14 protein-coding genes are annotated in these 19,933 nt (G+C 44.2%); 3 read left to right on the top strand and 11 right to left on the bottom strand.

Translation table 11 applies throughout. The features are described 5' to 3' along the window. Positions 1-6: 6 nt before the first annotated feature. The 9 genes from AC1MEO_RS15540 to AC1MEO_RS15500 all read right to left on the bottom strand — a co-directional run bounded on the left by AC1MEO_RS15540 (position 7) and on the right by AC1MEO_RS15500 (position 12,898). Positions 7-660: a hypothetical protein gene (locus tag AC1MEO_RS15540; RefSeq protein WP_480331904.1), complete on the bottom strand. Its 654-nt coding sequence runs from the start codon at positions 658-660 to the stop codon at positions 7-9. Positions 661-783: 123 nt separating this feature from the next. After that, positions 784-1,692 carry an HD domain-containing phosphohydrolase gene (locus AC1MEO_RS15535; protein ID WP_480331902.1) on the bottom strand — a complete coding sequence of 303 codons (909 nt, stop codon included), beginning with the start codon at positions 1,690-1,692 and terminating at the stop codon, positions 784-786. Positions 1,693-1,783: 91 nt separating this feature from the next. After that, on the bottom strand, positions 1,784-2,224 hold the full coding sequence (locus AC1MEO_RS15530) for a hypothetical protein (protein ID WP_480331900.1): 441 nt from the start codon (positions 2,222-2,224) through the stop codon (positions 1,784-1,786). Between the two features lie 376 nt (positions 2,225-2,600). Beyond that, positions 2,601-4,088, bottom strand: a complete 1,488-nt coding sequence (locus tag AC1MEO_RS15525; RefSeq protein ID WP_480331899.1) for a glutamate synthase subunit beta — start codon at positions 4,086-4,088, stop codon at positions 2,601-2,603. 235 nt (positions 4,089-4,323) lie between these two features. Continuing rightward, positions 4,324-8,910 carry a glutamate synthase large subunit gene (gene gltB / locus AC1MEO_RS15520; protein WP_480331897.1) on the bottom strand — a complete coding sequence of 1,529 codons (4,587 nt, stop codon included), beginning with the start codon at positions 8,908-8,910 and terminating at the stop codon, positions 4,324-4,326. Between the two features lie 257 nt (positions 8,911-9,167). Then, positions 9,168-10,940: a DNA helicase RecQ gene (recQ, locus tag AC1MEO_RS15515; protein ID WP_480331893.1), complete on the bottom strand. Its 1,773-nt coding sequence runs from the start codon at positions 10,938-10,940 to the stop codon at positions 9,168-9,170. A gap of 139 nt (positions 10,941-11,079) precedes the next feature. Further along, positions 11,080-11,565: a DUF4334 domain-containing protein gene (locus AC1MEO_RS15510; RefSeq protein ID WP_480331891.1), complete on the bottom strand. Its 486-nt coding sequence runs from the start codon at positions 11,563-11,565 to the stop codon at positions 11,080-11,082. A gap of 13 nt (positions 11,566-11,578) precedes the next feature. Further along, positions 11,579-12,364 (bottom strand): SDR family oxidoreductase, encoded by a 786-nt coding sequence (locus tag AC1MEO_RS15505; RefSeq protein ID WP_480331889.1) that lies wholly within the window; start codon positions 12,362-12,364, stop codon positions 11,579-11,581. A 177-nt stretch (positions 12,365-12,541) separates the two neighbouring features. Then, on the bottom strand, positions 12,542-12,898 hold the full coding sequence (locus AC1MEO_RS15500) for a helix-turn-helix domain-containing protein (protein ID WP_480331887.1): 357 nt from the start codon (positions 12,896-12,898) through the stop codon (positions 12,542-12,544). Between the two features lie 526 nt (positions 12,899-13,424). On the opposite strand from AC1MEO_RS15500, the gene AC1MEO_RS15495 reads away from it, so the two are divergent. Beyond that, positions 13,425-14,921 (top strand): peptide MFS transporter, encoded by a 1,497-nt coding sequence (locus tag AC1MEO_RS15495; protein ID WP_480331885.1) that lies wholly within the window; start codon positions 13,425-13,427, stop codon positions 14,919-14,921. A gap of 475 nt (positions 14,922-15,396) precedes the next feature. Here AC1MEO_RS15495 and AC1MEO_RS15490 read toward each other — a convergent pair whose 3' ends face one another. Beyond that, positions 15,397-16,038, bottom strand: a complete 642-nt coding sequence (locus tag AC1MEO_RS15490) for a pentapeptide repeat-containing protein (RefSeq protein WP_480331883.1) — start codon at positions 16,036-16,038, stop codon at positions 15,397-15,399. 71 nt (positions 16,039-16,109) lie between these two features. Continuing rightward, complete coding sequence (locus AC1MEO_RS15485) at positions 16,110-16,799, bottom strand: universal stress protein (RefSeq protein ID WP_480331881.1); 690 nt, start codon at positions 16,797-16,799, stop codon at positions 16,110-16,112. 321 nt (positions 16,800-17,120) lie between these two features. On the opposite strand from AC1MEO_RS15485, the gene AC1MEO_RS15480 reads away from it, so the two are divergent. Continuing rightward, positions 17,121-19,523 carry a Na+/H+ antiporter subunit A gene (locus AC1MEO_RS15480; RefSeq protein WP_480331879.1) on the top strand — a complete coding sequence of 801 codons (2,403 nt, stop codon included), beginning with the start codon at positions 17,121-17,123 and terminating at the stop codon, positions 19,521-19,523. Further along, positions 19,510-19,932 (top strand): monovalent cation/H+ antiporter subunit B, encoded by a 423-nt coding sequence (locus AC1MEO_RS15475; RefSeq protein ID WP_480331877.1) that lies wholly within the window; start codon positions 19,510-19,512, stop codon positions 19,930-19,932. Before AC1MEO_RS15480 ends, AC1MEO_RS15475 begins: the two co-directional genes overlap by 14 nt. The last annotated feature ends 1 nt before the right edge of the window (position 19,933 follow it).

Genomic DNA, 19,933 nt, shown 5'->3' with positions numbered 1-19,933 from the left:
CCAAAATTATTTTTTGAATGTTGAATCATCTGAAGATGAACTGTCTTTTTTCGACGAATCATCCGATACACCTTTTTTCAAAGACTCGGTATACGCTGTGCTTCCTCCATATGTTTTGCTTGAATCGGAAGAAGGGCTGCCTGTAGAGTCTGTCTTGCCGAATGTTGAACTGTCTTTATTTGATGAGTTATCCGATACATCTTTTTTCAAAGACTCGGTGTACTCCGTGCTTCCTCCATAGATGCCGCCTGTCGGCTTATTGGTGTCTGAAGAAACACTGCCAGTGGAGCTTGTTTGGGATTTGTCTGCCGTGGAACTGCTGCTCTTATCCGCATTTCCGCCAACATCATCCTGGAGTGTCTTATTGGCTTTATCCAGTGCATCTTTTTCTTTGTTCATCATATCCTGCTGTGCATCAATTGCCGTTTTGACTTTTTCCACCGCTTTGTTGACCGTTGGCTTCACTTTATCGACCATACCACCGGATTGCTCGTTAAAACGATCGAGCCCTTTTTTAATATTTGCTTTCATATCTGCTTTGCTCTTTTGAGAAGTCCCGCCTGTTTCGGTTTTCTGCTGCGTCATAGCTGCACCGATCAAAGCACCGAAGCCGATCAATATAAGCTTGCCGAATATGCCACCTGAAGATTTTCTGGCCATTTGAATCTCTCCTCTTCGTTTTTATAGTCACTGTGTATAAAGTATTGACTAAATTGCGTGTTTTTAAACATTTCAAACAAAATAAAGACACCTGAAATTTTTCTGGGTGTCTGGGTTCAGCATCTATGAACTTAGTTTTCCTTCTTCTTTCAGAACCTGTTCAAAAGCTTTTACAACTTCCCCATCGTATTGAATCCCAATCATACTAATAATCTCAGCTATCGCATATTCTGCAGAAAATGCGGATCGGTAAGCTCTGTCCTCGGTCATCGCATCAAAGGTATCGCAGACGCCGATAATTTTCGCTTCTACCAATATCTCATCGCCTTTTAGTCCGAACGGATACCCTCTCCCGTTAACACGCTCATGATGCTGTTCGACAATATCTGCTATGTCTGCATAAGGTGTATCACGAATCATGGCAGCCCCGTCACCCGGATGCTTTTTCACCACTTCAAATTCTTCGTCTGTTAATTTGCTTGGTTTTTTCAGAACTTCTTCCGGGATATTTATTTTGCCGATATCGTGGAGGATAGAAGCAAGCAATAAATTCTCAATCTGTTCTTTTCTCAAGTTCATTTTAGATGCTGTCTTCACAGCGTAATTAGCTACTCTAGAACTATGATTAAATGTATAGCGATCTTTTTTCTCTACAGCTTCACCAATTTTCTTTAGCTCATTTACCATATTACTAAGATAATGGAAAACAGGTACAGTTGAAACTGATAAAAATGTCACTTCGGTTAAAGTTTTAAAATGAATTGATCTTTCTAAATTTACACATGAGAAAAAATCATGTGCTCCTAATTTCAATATTTCACTATCAACTTCTGCTTCAATTTCACCATTTAATATGTAAAAGAATTCTTGGGCATCTTCAGTCTCTCCAGGAAAAAGAACAAAAATACAATCTTTCAACACTGTCTGCTTCATTAACTCAATACCATTACCACGGCCGAGTAAACTTAAAGTTGTTGTGCCATTATTCACTTTTTCGAGATGACCTTTTTTTAATATATCCAAGCCTTTCACAGATACACTTCCTTTTTTAAAAAAACATGAGAGTATAGAAAAATCTCTATACTCCCATGTTACTCTATTTATTGCTCATTAGACAACTACATTACCATCCAACAACAACAATCGGATCTATCATAGCAAAGCGATCTGCAAATTCAACTCTGATTAGATCAGGTCTTGTATTGACCCCTGCTTCTCTGGCATTCTTCATTCCGGTTTTCGTCATTTCTCTGGTAGTTGCTTTTAGTTCATTTATCAATGCATTCACTTCTTTATTATAAGCAGAATGCAATTTGTTTTTTTCTGAAACACGCTCAACTTTTGCTGCCGCTATTTCGTAAGCAGCAAATAAGTCTTTTACCTCATTTTGAACCCGTACAATTTCAGCATTAATATCTGAATTTGTTTTTTCAATAGCCGCTAAAGCTGACTCAATCTCTGGCGTTGTTTCCTTCTCAACATTTTCTGCTGCAAAAACACTCGTACCCAATCCCATTGCCATAATGAATGAAAATAACACTGCAATCAAACTCTTTTTCAACATATTTTTCCTCCTATTTTGTGTGTATTAGCTGGACATGAAAATACATTCTTTTTACAAGCGACGGTGAATACCATATCACTATAAAATGACTTAAAATACCAGCTCTAACCTTCTATAGTATATACTGAATGGATATTTCGCACAATATAGTATTGCATTATTTAGAAAAAATAGATAGTTCTCACGCCATCGAAATATGCGGAAAGTCCTTGCCTATCCCATCGATATTATTAAAGCCCATCGCGTCTGCTGCCTAGTCACCCAGAACTCTATTATGTCAGCGTACAGTTATACTCTATGATTTCTCTCCATAAAAAAGCTGCAGCTGGACTCAATGATGAGTCCAGCTGCAGCTTTAAATTTAACTATTCACTCGTTACGGCAACACAGTAGTTCCCATCAGGAAACGATCGCATTCACGTGCGGCTTCACGGCCTTCGTTAATTGCCCAAACGATCAGGCTTTGGCCACGGCGCACATCTCCTGCTGCAAAGACACCTTCTACATTGGTCGTGTATTTTCCATATTCCGCTTTCACCCTGGAATTCGCTTCAGTCTCTACTTCCAGCTGCTGAATCAAATCCTGTTCAGGTCCGCTGAAACCGATGGCAATCAAGACCAAGTCCGCTTTCCATACTTTTTCTGTACCTGGAATTTCTTCGCGGATCCGATTGCCTTTTTCATCTATCTTCAATTTCACATTTACTGTATGAACTTCTTTGATTTGCCCGTCTTCATTGCCCACAAATTTCTTCGTCATGACTGCATAAGCTCTTGGATCTTCACCAAAAGTTGCAGCTGCTTCTTTATGGCCGTATTCAACGCGATGAACTTTCGGATACTGTGGCCAAGGGTTGCCTTTTTCATCACGAATCGCGCCTTTTTTGTCATAGACATCAAACTGAACAAGGCTCGCGCATTCATGGCGAACAGATGTCGCTAAACAATCCGTTCCGGTATCTCCGCCGCCAATGACAATGACATTCTTGCCTTTAGCCGAAATAAAATTGCCGTCTTCGAAATTGGAATCCAACAGACTTTTCGTGCTGGTATGCAGGAAGTCCATAGCAAAATGAACACCTTTCAGATCACGGCCTTCTACATCAATATTGCGGTGGACGGTCGAGCCTGTACACATGACAACTGCGTCGAAATCATCCTTCAATTTCGAAGAAGGGTAGTTTTTCCCTACCTCTACACTCGTGATAAAAGTGATGCCTTCCTGTTCAAGAAGGTTTACACGTCTCGTCACCATATCGTATGACAATTTCATCTCAGGAATCCCGTATGTCAGCAACCCGCCTACGCGGTCGCTTTTTTCAAAGACAGTTACCATATGGCCTGCTTTATTCAATTGAGCTGCAGCCGCAAGTCCGGCTGGCCCTGATCCAATCACCGCCACTTTTTTGCCGGTCCGCGTTTTAGGCGGTTCAGGCACAACCCAACCTTCCGCAAATCCACGTTCAATAATAGAACGTTCCACTGTACGGATGGCTACCGGTGGTTCGTTGATGCCCAAGACACAGGCTCCTTCACAAGGTGCCGGACAAGCCGTTCCCGTAAATTCAGGAAAGTTGTTCTTCAAATGTTCACGGTGCAATGCTTCTTTCCATTGTCCGCGATAAACAAGATCATTCCATTCTGGGATGAGATGGTTTACAGGGCAGCCGGTTGTTACATTGTCCAGTTCCATTCCGGTATGGCAAGTCGGCACTCCACAGTCCATACAGCGTGCGCCTTGTTTTGCCACTTCTTCATTTGACAAAGGGATTGTATAGTCGTCCCAATCTTTTGTCCGTTCAGCCGGTTGGCGCTCTTTGACTGTTTGTCTGTCGTATTCCATAAAGCCAGTTGGTTTGCCCATCATTTCCCTCCTACTCACGATTTCTCATGTTGAATCCGCGGGGTTTTCGCTTATTGGCAAAAACCCGGGATTTTTATTTTGTCGAGACTCTAGTTCTGCTTTCACTTTTCTTGTTGTCCAGTTGCAAGTGCCTAGCTCTTCGGGATGTAAGCCACTCTGGCTGTGCGGCTGAAAACATGCCGCTTCGCCAGATCGTCTTACCCCTGTCAGAGCTGAACAGGCACTTTCACTTTTCTTATTTCCCCGCGTTGGCCATTTTACTTTCTTCAAAAGCAGCCATTTCCGCTTCGGATTTCTCCATGCCGCTGCTTTGCAATTTACTGATTCGTTCATTGATCTGCAGATAAGCTTTCGGAATGACACGCACAAACTTAGCTGTATAAATATCCCAGTGTGCCAATAAGCGCGTTCCGTTGGTACTGCTTGTATAATGTACATGCTTCTGAATCATTTCCCGCAGCTCTTCAATTTCTGCTGGATCGGCAAGTGGCTGTAAATGAACCATTTCCGCGTTGCAGCGTTCACTGAAAGTGCCATCTTCATCAAGAACATATGCTACGCCGCCAGACATTCCGGCCGCAAAGTTTTTACCGGTTTGTCCAAGAATCGCTACCCGGCCGCCGGTCATGTATTCACAACCATGATCGCCTACGCCTTCGACAACAATTTTCGCCCCACTGTTTCTGACCGCAAAGCGTTCGCCTGCTACACCATAAATATAAGCTTCGCCTGCTGATGCCCCGTAGAATGAAACATTCCCGATAATGATGTTTTTCTCAGGCAGGAATGTTGAGTCCAAAGCTGGATAAACTGTAATTTTACCGCCCGATAGCCCTTTTCCGACAAAGTCATTGGCATCCCCGATTAAATTCATCGACATCCCTTTCGGAATAAATGCCCCGAAGCTTTGTCCAGCCGATCCCTGGAAATTCAAGTTGACAGTGTCTTCAGGAAGCCCTTCTGCACCGTAGCGTTTCGAAATGGCGCTGCCGATGATCGTACCTGTAGCTCTGTGGATATTGCGGATCGCCGTAGCCACTTCGACACGTTCGCCTGTCTCAATTGCATTGCGGCAACGCGGCAATAGTTCCTGATAGTCCAGTGTCTGTTCCAATTCATGGTTTTGCTTGATTGTTGCATAACGCCCCACTTTTTCCGGCAGGTCCGGACGGTACAACAAGGCGCTCAAATCAATGCCCCCCGCTTTCCAATGGTCCACTGCCTGATTGGCTTCAATGACATCTGTCCGGCCAATCATTTCATTGACTGTACGGAATCCGAGTTCAGCCATCAACTCGCGTGTTTCCCGCGCGATAAAGCGCATGAAGTTTGCCACGTGTTCCGGGTCTCCGCCGTATTTTGCGCGCAGCTCCGGATTTTGAGTTGCAATGCCGACAGGACAAGTGTCCAAATGGCAGACGCGCATCATGATACAGCCAAGTACGACCAGTGGTGCAGTTGAAAATCCAAATTCTTCGGCGCCTAATAGAGCCGCTGTTACTACATCGCGGCCTGTCATCATTTTGCCGTCTGTTTCCACAACAATCCGGTCACGCAGACCATTCAACAGAAGAGTCTGATGCGTTTCAGCCAAGCCGATTTCCCACGGCAGGCCTGTGTGTTTCAAACTTGTTTTCGGCGCTGCTCCGGTTCCGCCATCGTAACCGCTGATCAATACAACATCTGCACGGCCTTTTGCTACACCAGCCGCTATCGTTCCAACACCGACAGCCGATACCAGTTTGACGCTTATACGTGCATCTGGATTTGCGTTTTTCAGGTTGAAAATCAATTCAGCTAAATCCTCGATTGAGTAGATATCGTGATGCGGAGGTGGTGAAATCAATTCAACACCTGGAGTAGAGCCGCGCACTTCCGCAATCCATGGATAAACTTTTTTGCCCGGCAAGTGTCCGCCTTCTCCCGGCTTCGCTCCCTGTGCCACTTTGATTTGGATTTCATCGGCATTCACGAGGTAATGGCTGGTTACGCCAAAACGTCCAGATGCCACCTGTTTAATAGCACTGCGTCGGTTGTCGCCATTTTCATCAGGGATAAAACGGGAAACTTCTTCTCCGCCTTCTCCTGAGTTGCTTCTTCCACCAATGCGGTTCATTGCGACAGCAAGTGCTTCATGTGCTTCTTTACTGATGGAGCCGTAAGACATGGCACCTGTTTTAAAGCGTGCACAGATTTCCTCGATCGTTTCCACTTCTTCAATCGGGACTGGCGTCTGTTTCTTAAAGGACATCAACCCGCGCAGGGATTGAAGATTGGCTTTTTCATCAGTCAAGAGATTGGTATATTTTTTGAAGACCTCATAATTATTGGTCCGGCACGCATGCTGCAGTGTATGGATCGTCTTCGGATTGTATTGGTGATTTTCACCATTTTCACGGTATTGGAATTCGTCGCCGGAGTCCAGTGCCTGGTCATCTCCTTGAGCAACGGGATAAGCTGCTGCATGTCTCATGAGAACTTCTTTCGCAATAATATCAAGCCCGATTCCACCCAGGCGTGAAGAAGTGCGCGTGAAGTATTTATCGATTACATCCATATGGATGCCGACAGCCTCAAAAATTTGTGCTCCACGGTAGCTCTGGATAGTGGAAATACCCATTTTGGAAAGAACTTTAATGATGCCGTCTGTAACAGCTTTTACGTATGTCTCCTCTGCTTCTTCGAAAGTCATATTCGGAATATCTTCGATTTCAATCAGGTTCTCGATGGTAGCGAAAGCCAGGTAAGGATTGATGCCTTCCGCGCCATAACCAAGAAGAGCCGCAAAATGATGGACTTCACGAGGTTCTGCAGATTCCAGCAAAATACTCATTTGTGTACGGGTGCCTTCACGGATCAGGTGATGGTGCAGCCCTGAGACGGCTAGAAGCGCAGGAATAGCTGCATATTCTTCGTTTACGCCGCGGTCGGACAGGATAAGTAATGTAGCGCCTTCTTTAAGTGCTTCATCCGCTTCTGCAAAGACCGCATCCAATCTTTGCTCCATGGCTTCCGCTCCAGCATTTTTAGCGAACAGGATCGAAATTGTAGCAGATTTGAAATCAGGAATATCCTGCTGACGCAATCTCTCAAGTTCCGCATCCGTCAATACCGGCGTTTCCAACCGGATGTGCCGGGCACTTTCAGGAGTTGGCTGAACAAGGTTGCCTTCTGCCCCGATTGTCGTACGTGCTGCAGTGATGATATGTTCCCGAATCGCATCGATCGGCGGATTTGTGACTTGTGCGAACAATTGCTTAAAGTAATTATAGAGAAGCTGTGGTTTTTTCGATAAAACAGCCAATGGTGAATCATAGCCCATTGAACCGACAGGATCTTTGCCGTCAGTTGCCAGCGGCTTGATGATTTTTTGGACTTCTTCCATAGTATAACCAAAAGCCAACTGGCGTTTGATCAAAGGTATCGTATCGTCAGAGTTCGAAGGTTTCACTGGTTCAGGCAGATCTTCCAAATCGAACATGTTTTTATCGATGAAATCCTTATAAGGCAATTCTCCTGCAATTTGAAGTTTGATTTCTTCATCAGGAATGATTTTGCCTTCTTCCAAATCGATCAACAGCATTTTACCCGGACGCAGACGATCTTTATAGATAATGTCATCTGCAAAGATATCCAGTGCACCAACTTCTGAACCCATTACGATCATGCCGCTTTTTGTCACATAATACCGCGCCGGGCGAAGGCCATTACGGTCAAGGCAAGCTGCAATTTGTTTACCGTCAGTAAAGACCAATGCAGCCGGTCCATCCCAAGGTTCCATTAAAGTACTGTGGTATTCATAAAAATCTCTTTTCTCCTGTTTAATGGTCGGGTCATTGACCCAAGGTTCCGGAACCATCATCATCGCTGTATGCGCAAGAGATCTTCCAGATAAATGCAAAAATTCAAAGCAGTTATCGAACATGGACGAATCACTGCCGGTTTCATCGATGACTGGGAGAACTTTTTGCAGATCTTCTTTATTGAATGCAGGAGATGCGCAAAGCATCTGACGGGCACGCATCCAATTGACATTTCCTCTTAAGGTATTGAATTCACCATTGTGGATTGAATAGCGGTTAGGGTGTGAACGCTGCCAGCTTGGGAAGGTGTTTGTACTAAAGCGAGAGTGGACAAGAGCTACTGCTGATTTGAATTCTGGATGGTTGAGGTCGATATAAAACGAGTCCAGCTGTTCCGGGATAAGCATGCCTTTGTAGACGATCGTACCTGCTGAAAGACTGCTGAAGTATACGTCTTTAAATTCTTCTTTTCCGATCATTGCCTGTTCGATCCGCTTACGGATGATATATAACCGGCGCTCAAGATCTATCCGGTTTTCTAAACCGTAAGCAGCTCCGACAAATACTTGGCGGATAACAGGCTTTGTTTTTGATGCGACTTTTCCAACAAATGAATCGTTTACCGGAACTGGACGCCATCCAAGACAGATTTGTCCTTCTTCCTGAATAATTTGTTGAACTATTTCTTTTGTTTTCATTCGAAGATCGTAATCCTGCGGCATGAAGAGCATGCCAATACCGTACTTTCCTTCTTCAGGCAATGTAATGCCTTCTTTTTCACATTGCTTCAAGAAGAAACGATGGGGAATCTGAGTTAAAATTCCAGCACCATCTCCTGTGCTCGTATCAGACGACTGTCCACCGCGATGTTCCAGGTTACACAATATATTTATAGCATTTTGAACGATAGCATGTGATTTTTGTCCATTAATATTGGCGATCATACCTATTCCGCACGCCTCATGCTCTTGATCTGGATGATAAAGTCCTTGTGGGATTGGATATTCCTTCTTGCTCATCAAACCGCCTCCTTCATTACACTCATGTGTCATAATATTTTGATAGTATATCATAAGTCTGAATATATATACAATTACCTGGAGTAAAAAAATATTAATCCTGAGGCCAAAATCCTATGATTACAGTGTAAACGCTTCCATTATTTGCGCTAATATTCAAGGATTTTTATTATATAGGACTGCATAATTATACAAGTCTGACAATAAAAAAAAAGGAAAAACCCCGTTTTATACGGCGTTTTCCTACTTATATTTATTCAATTATTGATCGCATCAAACGAATGGATCGCCTGTAAAAATGCTTCACCATATTTTTCAAGCTTATTCGCGCCTACTCCATTGACTTCTAAAAATTCAGCGTCATCCTTCGGCCTTCTTGCTACCATATCCTGTAATGATTTATCAGAGAAAATGACGAAAGGCGGAACTCCGGCTTCATCAGCCAAACTTTTCCGGACTACGCGCAATTCTTCAAATAAAGGATCATTTGAAGCGATGCGTTTCGTCACAACGGCTCCTTTTCGCAAAACCTGCCGTTTGCCAAGCAACACATCTCTTCCGCCGTCCGGCACATAAATGGTTGGGAATGACCCTTGCTCCACTGCCAACAACTCCTGGGAAATCATGAATTCGATCAAATTCGAAACTTCCTTGGCATTTTGATGTTTTAAAATGCCATAGGTCGACAGCTTATCAAAACCGAAATCCAATACCTTTTTATTGCGTGAGCCAGTCAATACTTGTGCTGTCATCGCTTTTCCGAACTTCTGTCCCATTCGGATAACACATGACAAGACCATTTGGACATCTTTGGTGACGTCCAGACTTTCACGGTCGTCCAAACAACTTCCGCAATGGCCGCATGGTTCAGCTGCTGTATCGCCGAAATAATGGATGATAAACTGCTGCAGGCAATTTTCAGTATGGCAATAATCGACCATTCCCTGCAATTTCACAAGTTCCCCCGGAATCCTGCTTGGATCCTGAGCTTGGTCAATTAAGAAACGCTGCGTTTGGACATCCTGCGAAGCATATAGCACAATGCACTCACTCGGCAGCCCATCACGGCCTGCACGCCCCGCTTCCTGATAATAGCTTTCCATATTCTTCGGCAGCTGATAATGGATGACAAATCGGATATTGGATTTATCGATCCCCATACCGAATGCATTGGTGGCGACCATAACAGTCACTTCATCATTTAAGAATTGCTCCTGGCCAAGCTTTCTCTCATTGTCTGGCATACCGGCATGGTATTTGGCTGCCTTAATGCCTTTTTTCAACAGCATTTCATATACCGAATCCACCGTTTTCCGGGTAGCCGCATAGATAATGCCTGCTTCTTTTTCGTTTTTCTCTACATATTCCTTCACAAACCGTTCCCGGTCCTGCCCGCGTACGACGGAAAACGTCAAATTGGCGCGTTCGAATCCGGTCATGATGGTGTGCTGTTCTTCAATATTCAAAATCCGGCAAATATCTTCACGCACTTGAGGCGTAGCTGTAGCTGTCAGGGCCAGCACTGTCGGATTGTTCGGAAACAATTCCGTCATGCGGCTGATCAGGCGGTAGCTCGGGCGGAAGTCATGTCCCCATTGAGAGATACAGTGAGCTTCATCGACCGCAATCAATGGTACGTGCACTCCCTGCAGCTCGTTGAGGAACATTTCCGAATCCAATCGTTCCGGTGCAATGTAAAGCAGTTTGATGGCGCCGCGCTGAACGTCCATAAGCGTCTCACGGACTTCGTCAAAATCCAGGGAACTGTTTATAAAAGCAGCTGGTATTCCAGCTGCCAAAAGGGCATCCACTTGGTCTTTCATCAATGAAATCAAAGGCGACACGACAATGGTGGTCCCTTCCATGACAAGGGCAGGAATTTGATAGCACATGGACTTGCCTCCGCCTGTCGGCATGACGCAAATCGAATTATGCCCTTCAAATACCTGTGTAATGGCTTGCTCCTGGCCGACTCGGAATGACTCGTAGCCAAAATGGGACTGCAGTAATTTCTTTGCGCTTTCCAACAAAATAGAACACTCCTAATACTCGTATCGTATGAGTTAGCTTACCACATTTCCAAGCCTTTTTCTTTGATGAAATCTTAAGAAACTGTGCAGCACAGACACAAAGAATCGTCCTGTAAGCCTAAGCTCTCAGGACGATTCTTTATTTTCCCAATTTCTCAAGCAAAAAGAAAAAAGGTTGGGGATCCCCTTTAAGATCCATCATGCCGATTAACTTTCCATCGGCAATCTTCCGCAAATGATCATGGATCGGCAAATGGTCATAAATGATGGCTGCACTCAATTTACCACGGAACTCGACCATCCGCATGCGGGCTTCACCACCGGCTGCTTCCGATAGTTTCTGCTTTGCCATGAACGGCACAGGATCGATTGCCACTACTTTTCCTTTTTTAATTTCAAAAAGCAGCGGATCTACATTATCTGCATCATGGAACTTCTTACCGTACCATTTCATTTTTTTCAATACACCATCCAGTGGATGGCCTGTATGAAATTCTTTTCCTTTCCAGGTTCCAAGAAGGGATTCTAAATCTACTGCCTCCAGTGAATCGAATAATTTGCAGGCAACATCCAGATCGGCTTTCCCTTCTTCCAGCATGGCGACAATCTCCGCTTGAGACTCCACGCTCATCTCCCCTTCAAATTTCCATTTCCCATCGCTTCGCTTCTTCTTCCTTCATCTGCTTTTCTGTTTCTTCCGGGAAGGCTGTACGGAATTTATGCGTATCGAGCGGAATGATTTCCACCATCTTCGCAATCATTTCTTCAGGATCGTATTGATTTCCCAAAGCTTTATCCGCCTCTTCCATGTCTTCTTTCCGCGTAAAGTGTATGGCTTCGTCATACCATTTCCATTTCGCTTCTGCACTTCGGTCATTGAAGCCTGTCGCAAATGCGCCTGGATTGACGGTCGCCACTTGTACCCCATGGCTTTCCAGTTCTTTCTGCATCGTCGTAGCAATTGCTTCGATTGCATGCTTGGTCGCCGTATACGGCCCAACGTAGGGCGTCGCCATTATCCCTGCCATCGAAGACATGAAAATGATTTTCCCTTCCCCTTTATCCACAAACTTACGTGCGGCAACCTGCGCAGTCTCCAAAGTGCTGAAGACATTGACCTCAAATAACTCCCTGAAATTCGACATCGGCACTTCTGAAAGCGGTCCGCCTTCATTTACAGCCGCATTGGCGACGAAGATATCAAAATCGTATTCGAGCATCTGCGCCAGATCCTGTGGATTTTTGATATCCATTTTGAAAACATCCAATTCCAAACCTTTTGCAGCTGCTTCCTCACGTAATGCGGTCACCTGCGGAGCGGTTTCCACTGGTGCTATGACCTTATGCCCCTGCTCCGCAAGCCCGAGTGCCGTTCCTTTTGCCAGTCCGCTTCCTGCTCCTGTAATAAAAATCGTTTTACTCAAGTAATCCAGCCTCCCATATTCCTTTTTTATACTTTATGTGTTCCCGGAGAAACAAAGAATAAACAGGACTTAATCGAACCTTAGATTCTCACCTGGCCTCTTACGTACTGAGCACAACCCGAAAAAATGCCCACTCCTTCGAAAAGGAATGGGCATTTCTATTAGGCTTATAAGAAATCAGTTTGTTGCGACTCCGTAATTGCCCATACGACGTTTAACTTGAATAAAAGACGCGGCTTCAGCAAGTTCGTTCTGGTTCAAGGGCTGGTCATCCAACATTAGATTGTAGTCGTTTAAGAAACTGGTATTTTGAAGATCTACATTGATTGTCCGTTCGCTGCGATCCAACAAACTGTCGACTGATATCTCAAAATAATCGGCAAGTCTTTCAAGATGCATTACGGACACTTGCTTCTTCCCACTTTCATAAGCCCAGATCGTACTTTTTGCAAAGCCGATTTCTTCCGCCAATGCTTCAGTAGATAGTCCTTTAGCTTCTCTTAAGTCCTTGATTCGTTTGCTTAATTGCTTCATTTATACTCCTGCTCCCTATTTAATTTTCTAACTATTTTAAATATACTGCACCTTGAGTTTTTTCACAACTTTTATTGGATATTTCTTTAAAAAAATGTGAATAATTAGTGAACACTAACTAATGATTACTAAATATGGTAATTTTATAGGTTATATTAATTGCTTAATTTACCAATTAATTAACTATTTTAAATAACAGGTAAATAGACACTTTAAAGATTATCCTCTTCTCCGATGCCACAACGACTATATGTTGAGAAGAAGAATATAGGCCAAGAACTCAGTACCTTAAGCATCGGCTGGCCCCAGGCAGTCTGTTTCAATGTGGCTTCAGTAGAATAAAACTAATTAATAACTCTAATTAGAATTAAATAACTATTCTAAAAAAATATATTCACTTTTTCAGAGTATTATATTTTCTTGATTCCCTTTGATTATAGGCTTTTTAACTAGTTTTGAAATTTATTTTGATTTTTTTAACTAAAAAAAGTATTATGTTAGAATAAACAAAATGGAGGTTAGTATGATGTCTGAAAAGTATTCTCGGCAAGAGATTGTCAATAGTGTTCCTCAGAAAGGCTTTTTTAGCCACCCTAAAGGACTTTTCACTTTATTCTTTACAGAGTTCTGGGAACGTTTCTCCTATTATGGGATGAGAGCCATTCTGGTTTTTTATATGTACTATGAAATTTCCGATGGTGGTCTGGGCCTTGATCAAACGACTGCTTTATCCATCATGTCAATTTATGGATCACTCGTTTACATGTCCGGTATTATCGGCGGTTGGCTGGCAGACCGGATATTCGGTACGTCAAAGGCTGTTTTTTACGGTGGGATTCTTATCATGCTTGGGCATATCGCCTTAGCAATTCCTGGAAACCTTGCGTTATTCTTCGTATCTATGGTCTTAATTGTCCTGGGTACCGGTTTATTGAAACCGAACGTATCCAGTGTAGTCGGTGAAATTTATGCGGATAATGACGATCGCCGCGACGCTGGATTCAGTATCTTCTATATGGGAATCAATATGGGTGGCTTCCTGGCACCTTTGATCGTCGGTACTGTCGGCATGAACATCAATTTCCATTTAGGCTTCAGTATTGCAGCTGTCGGCATGTTCTTTGGTTTGATAATCTTTTTAGCAACGAAGAAAAAAAATCTTGGGCTGGCAGGAACTATCGTGCCGAACCCATTATTGCCTTCAGAACGTAAAGCGACGATCAAAATCTTCACAATTGGTGCTTTAATCATTGCAGCAGCAGTTGCTATCGGCATTCCGACCGGATTGCTGACTTTTGACAGCTTCGTAGCGACTGTCGGTATTTTTGGTATTTTGATTCCAATCGCCTATTTTACAGTTATGTACCGCAGCAAAAAAACAACAGAAGTGGAACGCTCACACCTGTTGGCATATATTCCGTTATTTATCGCATCCGTCATGTTTTGGGCAATTCAGGAACAAGGATCAACCATCCTTGCCGCGTATGCGGATACCCGTACGGACCTTGAATTTGCAGGAATCACGATTTCTCCTGCCTGGTTCCAATCGTTGAACCCGTTGTTCATCATCATGCTAGCTCCGGTCTTCGCTTGGCTCTGGGTTAAACTGGGAAGCAGACAACCGTCGATTCCACAAAAATTCTCACTTGGTCTATTGTTTGCCGGGTTATCTTTCCTGGTCATCCTGTTGCCTGCTTACTTCGGAGGACCAGCAGCATTGGTCAACCCACTTTGGCTTGTCCTTAGTTATTTCATTGTCGTACTTGGAGAGCTTTGCCTATCTCCAGTAGGCTTGTCAGCAACAACCAAATTGGCACCTGCCGCTTTCTCTGCTCAAACGATGAGTCTGTGGTTCCTGTCCAACGCTGCCGCTCAGGCAATCAACGCACAATTGGTCAAGTTCTACACAGTGGAAAACGAAATGATGTACTTCGGAATCATCGGGGGAGCTTCCATCGTCCTCAGCATCCTGTTGTTCATCTTCGCCCCACGCATCCAAGGCTTCATGAAGGGTGTCCGGTAACAAGAAAAGCGGAGGCAGCCGTTTAGCCTCGACAAGCGCTGGAAGCCTTACCGGTAATGGCGTTCTTTGCCATTGCTGGTAAGGCTGAAGCGACTCGAGGGGCTGGCTGCTGGAGCTGGACAACTAGAAAAGTGAAAGTGCCTGTTCAGCTCTGAAAGGCATAAGGCAGACCAGCAGAGTGGCGTTCTTTGCCACGTCGCTGGGTTGACTTATGATCCGAAGAGCTAGGCACTTGCAACTGGACAATGAAAAAGCGAAGGCAGCCCGTTCAGCTCCGACAAGCGCTGGAAGAATTATTAGTAATGGCGCTCTTTGCCATTGCTGATAATTCTGAAGCGACTCGAGGAGCTGGTTGCCGTAGCTAGACAAAGAAAAGCACAAGCGCCCATGTAATATAGAAGCTGAAAAATAAACTTCAAAAAAATGCCCGACAGCTCAAAACTGTCGGGCATTTTTTCGTGTTCCTTCTATAATATTAGTTATTTTCTACAATCATTCCCATCTGCCGGGCAAAGGCGATTGCCTGATCCGGAGACACCTTGCAGCCCTGCAGTTTTTCAATCGATACCTGAATGCTGTCGAAAGTATTCGTACTTAAGTCAATGCCCTTCAAACTGGTTTCTGTGAAATTAATGTCATTCATGTCACACAAACGGAATTCGCTGGCCTTCAGCTCCATTTGATAAAAGTCTGCAAAACGCATGGAAGATGAAACAAAGCTTACCGTATTGCATAAAGAAAAACCAAATGTAGCGTAATTCAAAATGCATTCCTCAAAAAGAGTGTGGCGTATTCCTGCCTCGGCAAAATTAGTTCCCAGTAATTTGGAGTTGCGGAATTCAGTCCGGTGAAAAACGGCACGGCTTAAATCTGCATTCGATAAATCACAATTCAAAAAAACGACATCGACAAACTCCGAGCGCGGCCAAACCGTTTCCAAAAAATTGACGTTTTCAAAGACCACATTGTCAATATGAAGTGCTTCTTCCGTGCCGAAATCAATGGTTTCATGCGAAACTCTGCAATTGCTTATGTAATTGTCATCTATAGATGACATAAACGAACGGGTTTCCAGACTCTTTGGAATAGACGGTTCCAATCTTTTGATTTTCTTCATGACTTGTTGACTCTCCTCTTGAGCAAACTAAAGGCCGCCTCGATAACGAAGCAGCCTTTTGTTGTGTGTATTTACTTTTCCACCAATTCTTTGCCTAGGCATTCATCGATGATTTCAGGCAAGTCGATCCGGTCTTCGGTCACTTCAACTTGATACACTTTATTGTCATGCATGAATTTAAAGATCCCGTTATCAAAATCGGTACCGATTTCCTTGAAGAAAATCCCTTCAAGCTGGCAGTTTTTCGATTGGGTAAAGTTGATTTTGTAGCTATCCCCATCTTTCACCAGGTAACAGCGTACACCTTTTTCAAACTCGTCCCCTTCAGCGCCTTTCACCGTACGCGCCAATGAAACGACATGAAGATCGACTAATGGAATTTCACGCAGCAGCATGTTCAGGAACGAACCTTTGGTGATTTCTTCCCATCTGCTTCTAGCGGACTGGCCAATAATAATTTGTGTGATATTAAACTCATGAGCCACTTCCGCAATCACTTTTGCAGAGGGGCGTTTTTCATTATCACGAACAATAAACTCTTCAGCTTCATATTCTTCAGCAAGCTCTCTCCAGCGTTCTATATAAGATGCTTTTTCAGCGTCAAATTCATCAACGGATTTCTGATCTACCGTTAAGATGTACAATGGGCAATCCAGCATGGTAGCAAGTCTATTACCCCGACTGATCAAACGTTCACCATTCGGTCCGTAAAAAACACATACCAGGATGCTTTCATCCATTCGTCCTCTGATTTTTTTCATTTATGTTCACCCCCCTGGGAATATAATTCATATCCTGACGTTCAAAACTATGAAATTATACTTCTTCTTTTATAGAAAATCAAGGGTTTTTAAACACTTCCAGATTTCCTCTTCAGAAAAATCCCCTGAACATTTCCATGTCAGCGTAAGCTGGCCAATGAAAATGCCACGGTTTTCCTGTATAATTTAGATTGGCTGCTTTGCGAGCCCTTATCATATCATATTGCAGGAAAAGCGAAACCTTTTACCCTTATTATATACCCGCTCCGTGACATTTCCATTCACAATTGCTTTTCCTATACCAATACAGGAGGTTTTGCTGTGTATTTATTGATCTTAGCCATTTTACTCCCTTTTATCGCCGCTGCCTTAATTCCGCTCATACATAAACGGATAGGTGCCCTGCACATCGGTTGGCCAGTGCTGCTCATCCCACTCGTACTGTTTGCCATTTTCGTCTTGCAGATACCCGCTATCTCGAATGGGGATACCCTTATCCAGACAGTGGATTGGATCCCTTCAATCGGGATTAACTTTTCAGCTTATCTTGATGGCCTCAGTTTGATTATGGCTTTACTGATTACAGGCATGGGGAGCCTGGTAGTTCTCTATTCCATCTACTATTTATCACCATCCGATTCCTTTCCGCATTTTTACGCCTATCTGCTGCTGTTCATGGGTGCTATGCTAGGTGCCATCCTATCTGATAACCTCATGGTTTTATACGTCTTCTGGGAATTGACCAGTATTTCTTCTTTCTTACTGATCGCTTTCTGGTATCACCGTAAAAACTCCCGCTATGGTGCACAAAAATCCTTATTGATCACTGTATTCGGTGGATTTGGAATGCTGGCCGGATTCTTGATGCTGCATTCTATGACAGGCACTTTCAGCATCCGGGAAATTGCATCTGTAATCGGCCAGTATACCGATCACACCCTGTTTTATCCAGCGATGTTCCTGGTGCTGCTTGGCGCATTCACAAAATCAGCACAGTTTCCTTTCCATATCTGGCTGCCGGATGCGATGGAAGCACCGACACCCGTCAGTGCCTACCTGCATTCTGCCACAATGGTTAAAGCAGGCATCTATTTGGTCGCCCGTTTCACGGCGATTTTTGGCGGAACTGCCGAATGGTTCTGGACCGTCACAATTGTCGGGCTCGTCACTTTATTCTGGGGTGCATTCTGCGCCGTCCGCCAGACCGATCTGAAGGCTTTACTGGCTTATTCCACAATCAGCCAACTTGGCTTGATCATGAGCCTGTTCGGACTTGGCTCAGCAGCCCTTCATTTCGGTGACGGTGAACAAGGTGCCTTATATGGCTTAGCTGTATTTGCCGCTTTGTTCCACATGGTCAACCATTCGACGTTTAAAGGTGCACTTTTTATGGTGGTCGGCATCGTCGATCACCAGGTCGGTACGCGTGATATCCGCCGTCTAGGCGGGCTGTTGGCATTCCTGCCGATTACGTTCACATTTGCTGTCATCGGCAGTTTCTCCATGGCCGGACTGCCCTTCTTCAATGGTTTCCTGAGCAAGGAGATGTTTTTCACGGCTTCGGTCAATGCGGCCGGCCTTCCCATTTTTGGTGCTTCAACCTGGGGCTTGGCGATTCCTGTCATTGCATGGGTCGCCTCTGTCTTCACGTTCGTCTACTGCATGATTTTCGTGTTCCGGACTTTTTTTGGAACGCCGCAGCTGAAGAAAATGGATAGAAAACCGGTGGAGCCTTCAATAGGCATGCTCATTTCTCCAGCCATTCTCTGTATATTGATTATCGGTTTGTTTTTTGTCCCTAATCTGTTAGGCGACCACCTTCTGAGACCGGCATTGAATGGCATCATCCCAGGAATATCGGGAGCAGCCCCGCAGATTTCTGCATGGCATGGCTTTAACACTGAATTATTTATGACCTTGGGAATTATTTTGGTTGGAACGCTTCTGTTCCTCACTTTACGCAGCTGGCGGAAAATCTATCAGTTGCAGCCGGTTGGCTGGACGTTCACTGCGCTTTATAACTCGTTCCTGAAAGATTTGAAAAGAGTAGCCAATTGGGTTACCACCCATTATATGACCGGCCATCTGCCTGCATACTTTGCTTATATCTTTGCCTTCTTTATCGCGACAGCTGGCGGCGCCCTTATTTATACTGGCGCGTTATCCATAGACCTCTCTGCTGATTCACCTATCAGCATTTATGAAGGCATGCTGGTTGCCGCAATGGCAACTGCGGCCATCTTTATCCTATTTGCCAAATCCCGCCTGACAGCTATTTTGCTGAATGGGGTGCTGGGCTTTTCGATTGCCATTTTCTTTGTTTTGTTCCGGGCACCTGATTTGGCATTGACACAATTGGTCATTGAAACCGTGACTACTGTTTTATTCTTGCTGTGCTTCAACTTTTTGCCTGAATGGACAAGAGAAAATTCTCCAAAACGGATTAAAATCCGTAATGCATTTATTGCCATCGGAGCTGGCATAACGGTTACGCTGATCGGCCTGACGGTCAACAGCGGAAAACTATTTGACAGCATTTCCGGTTACTTCGAAGATTCTTATGAATTGGCAGGAGGAGACAATATCGTCAATGCGATTTTGGGCGATTTCCGCGCCTTTGATACGATGCTCGAAGGACTTGTTCTTTTCATTGCAGGACTTGGCGTCTATACATTAATTCGCTTAAAAGTCGGAAAGGAGCAGGAAAAAGATGAAAATCAATGACGTGATTTTAAAAACCGTATCAAAAGCCGTCGTTTTAATCATTTTAACTTTCGGCATCTACCTGTTTCTTTCCGGACATAATCAGCCAGGTGGCGGCTTCATTGGCGGATTGGTTATTGCTTCCGCTTTTGTACTGATGTTTCTATCCTATGATTCGGAAACCGTCAGCGAAGCATTGCCCATCGATTTCAAGAAACTGTCGGCACTTGGCGTATTATTGGCAATGGCGAGCGGAATAGCCCCCATGTTTTTCGGAGGAGCATTTCTGAGCCAGAGCTTCGGTTATTTCGATTTGCCGATTTTCGGCAAAACCGAACTTGCCACCGTCACCATATTTGAAGCCGGCATCGCGCTGACAGTTGTTGGCGTAGTCGTAAATATTATTCTTAGCATAAGTGAGGATGAGTAGC

This window comes from Planococcus sp. BI3, from assembly GCF_056680115.1.
The sequence above is the reverse complement of the archived record's forward strand: the minus strand, read 5'-3'. Positions and strand labels throughout refer to the sequence as shown.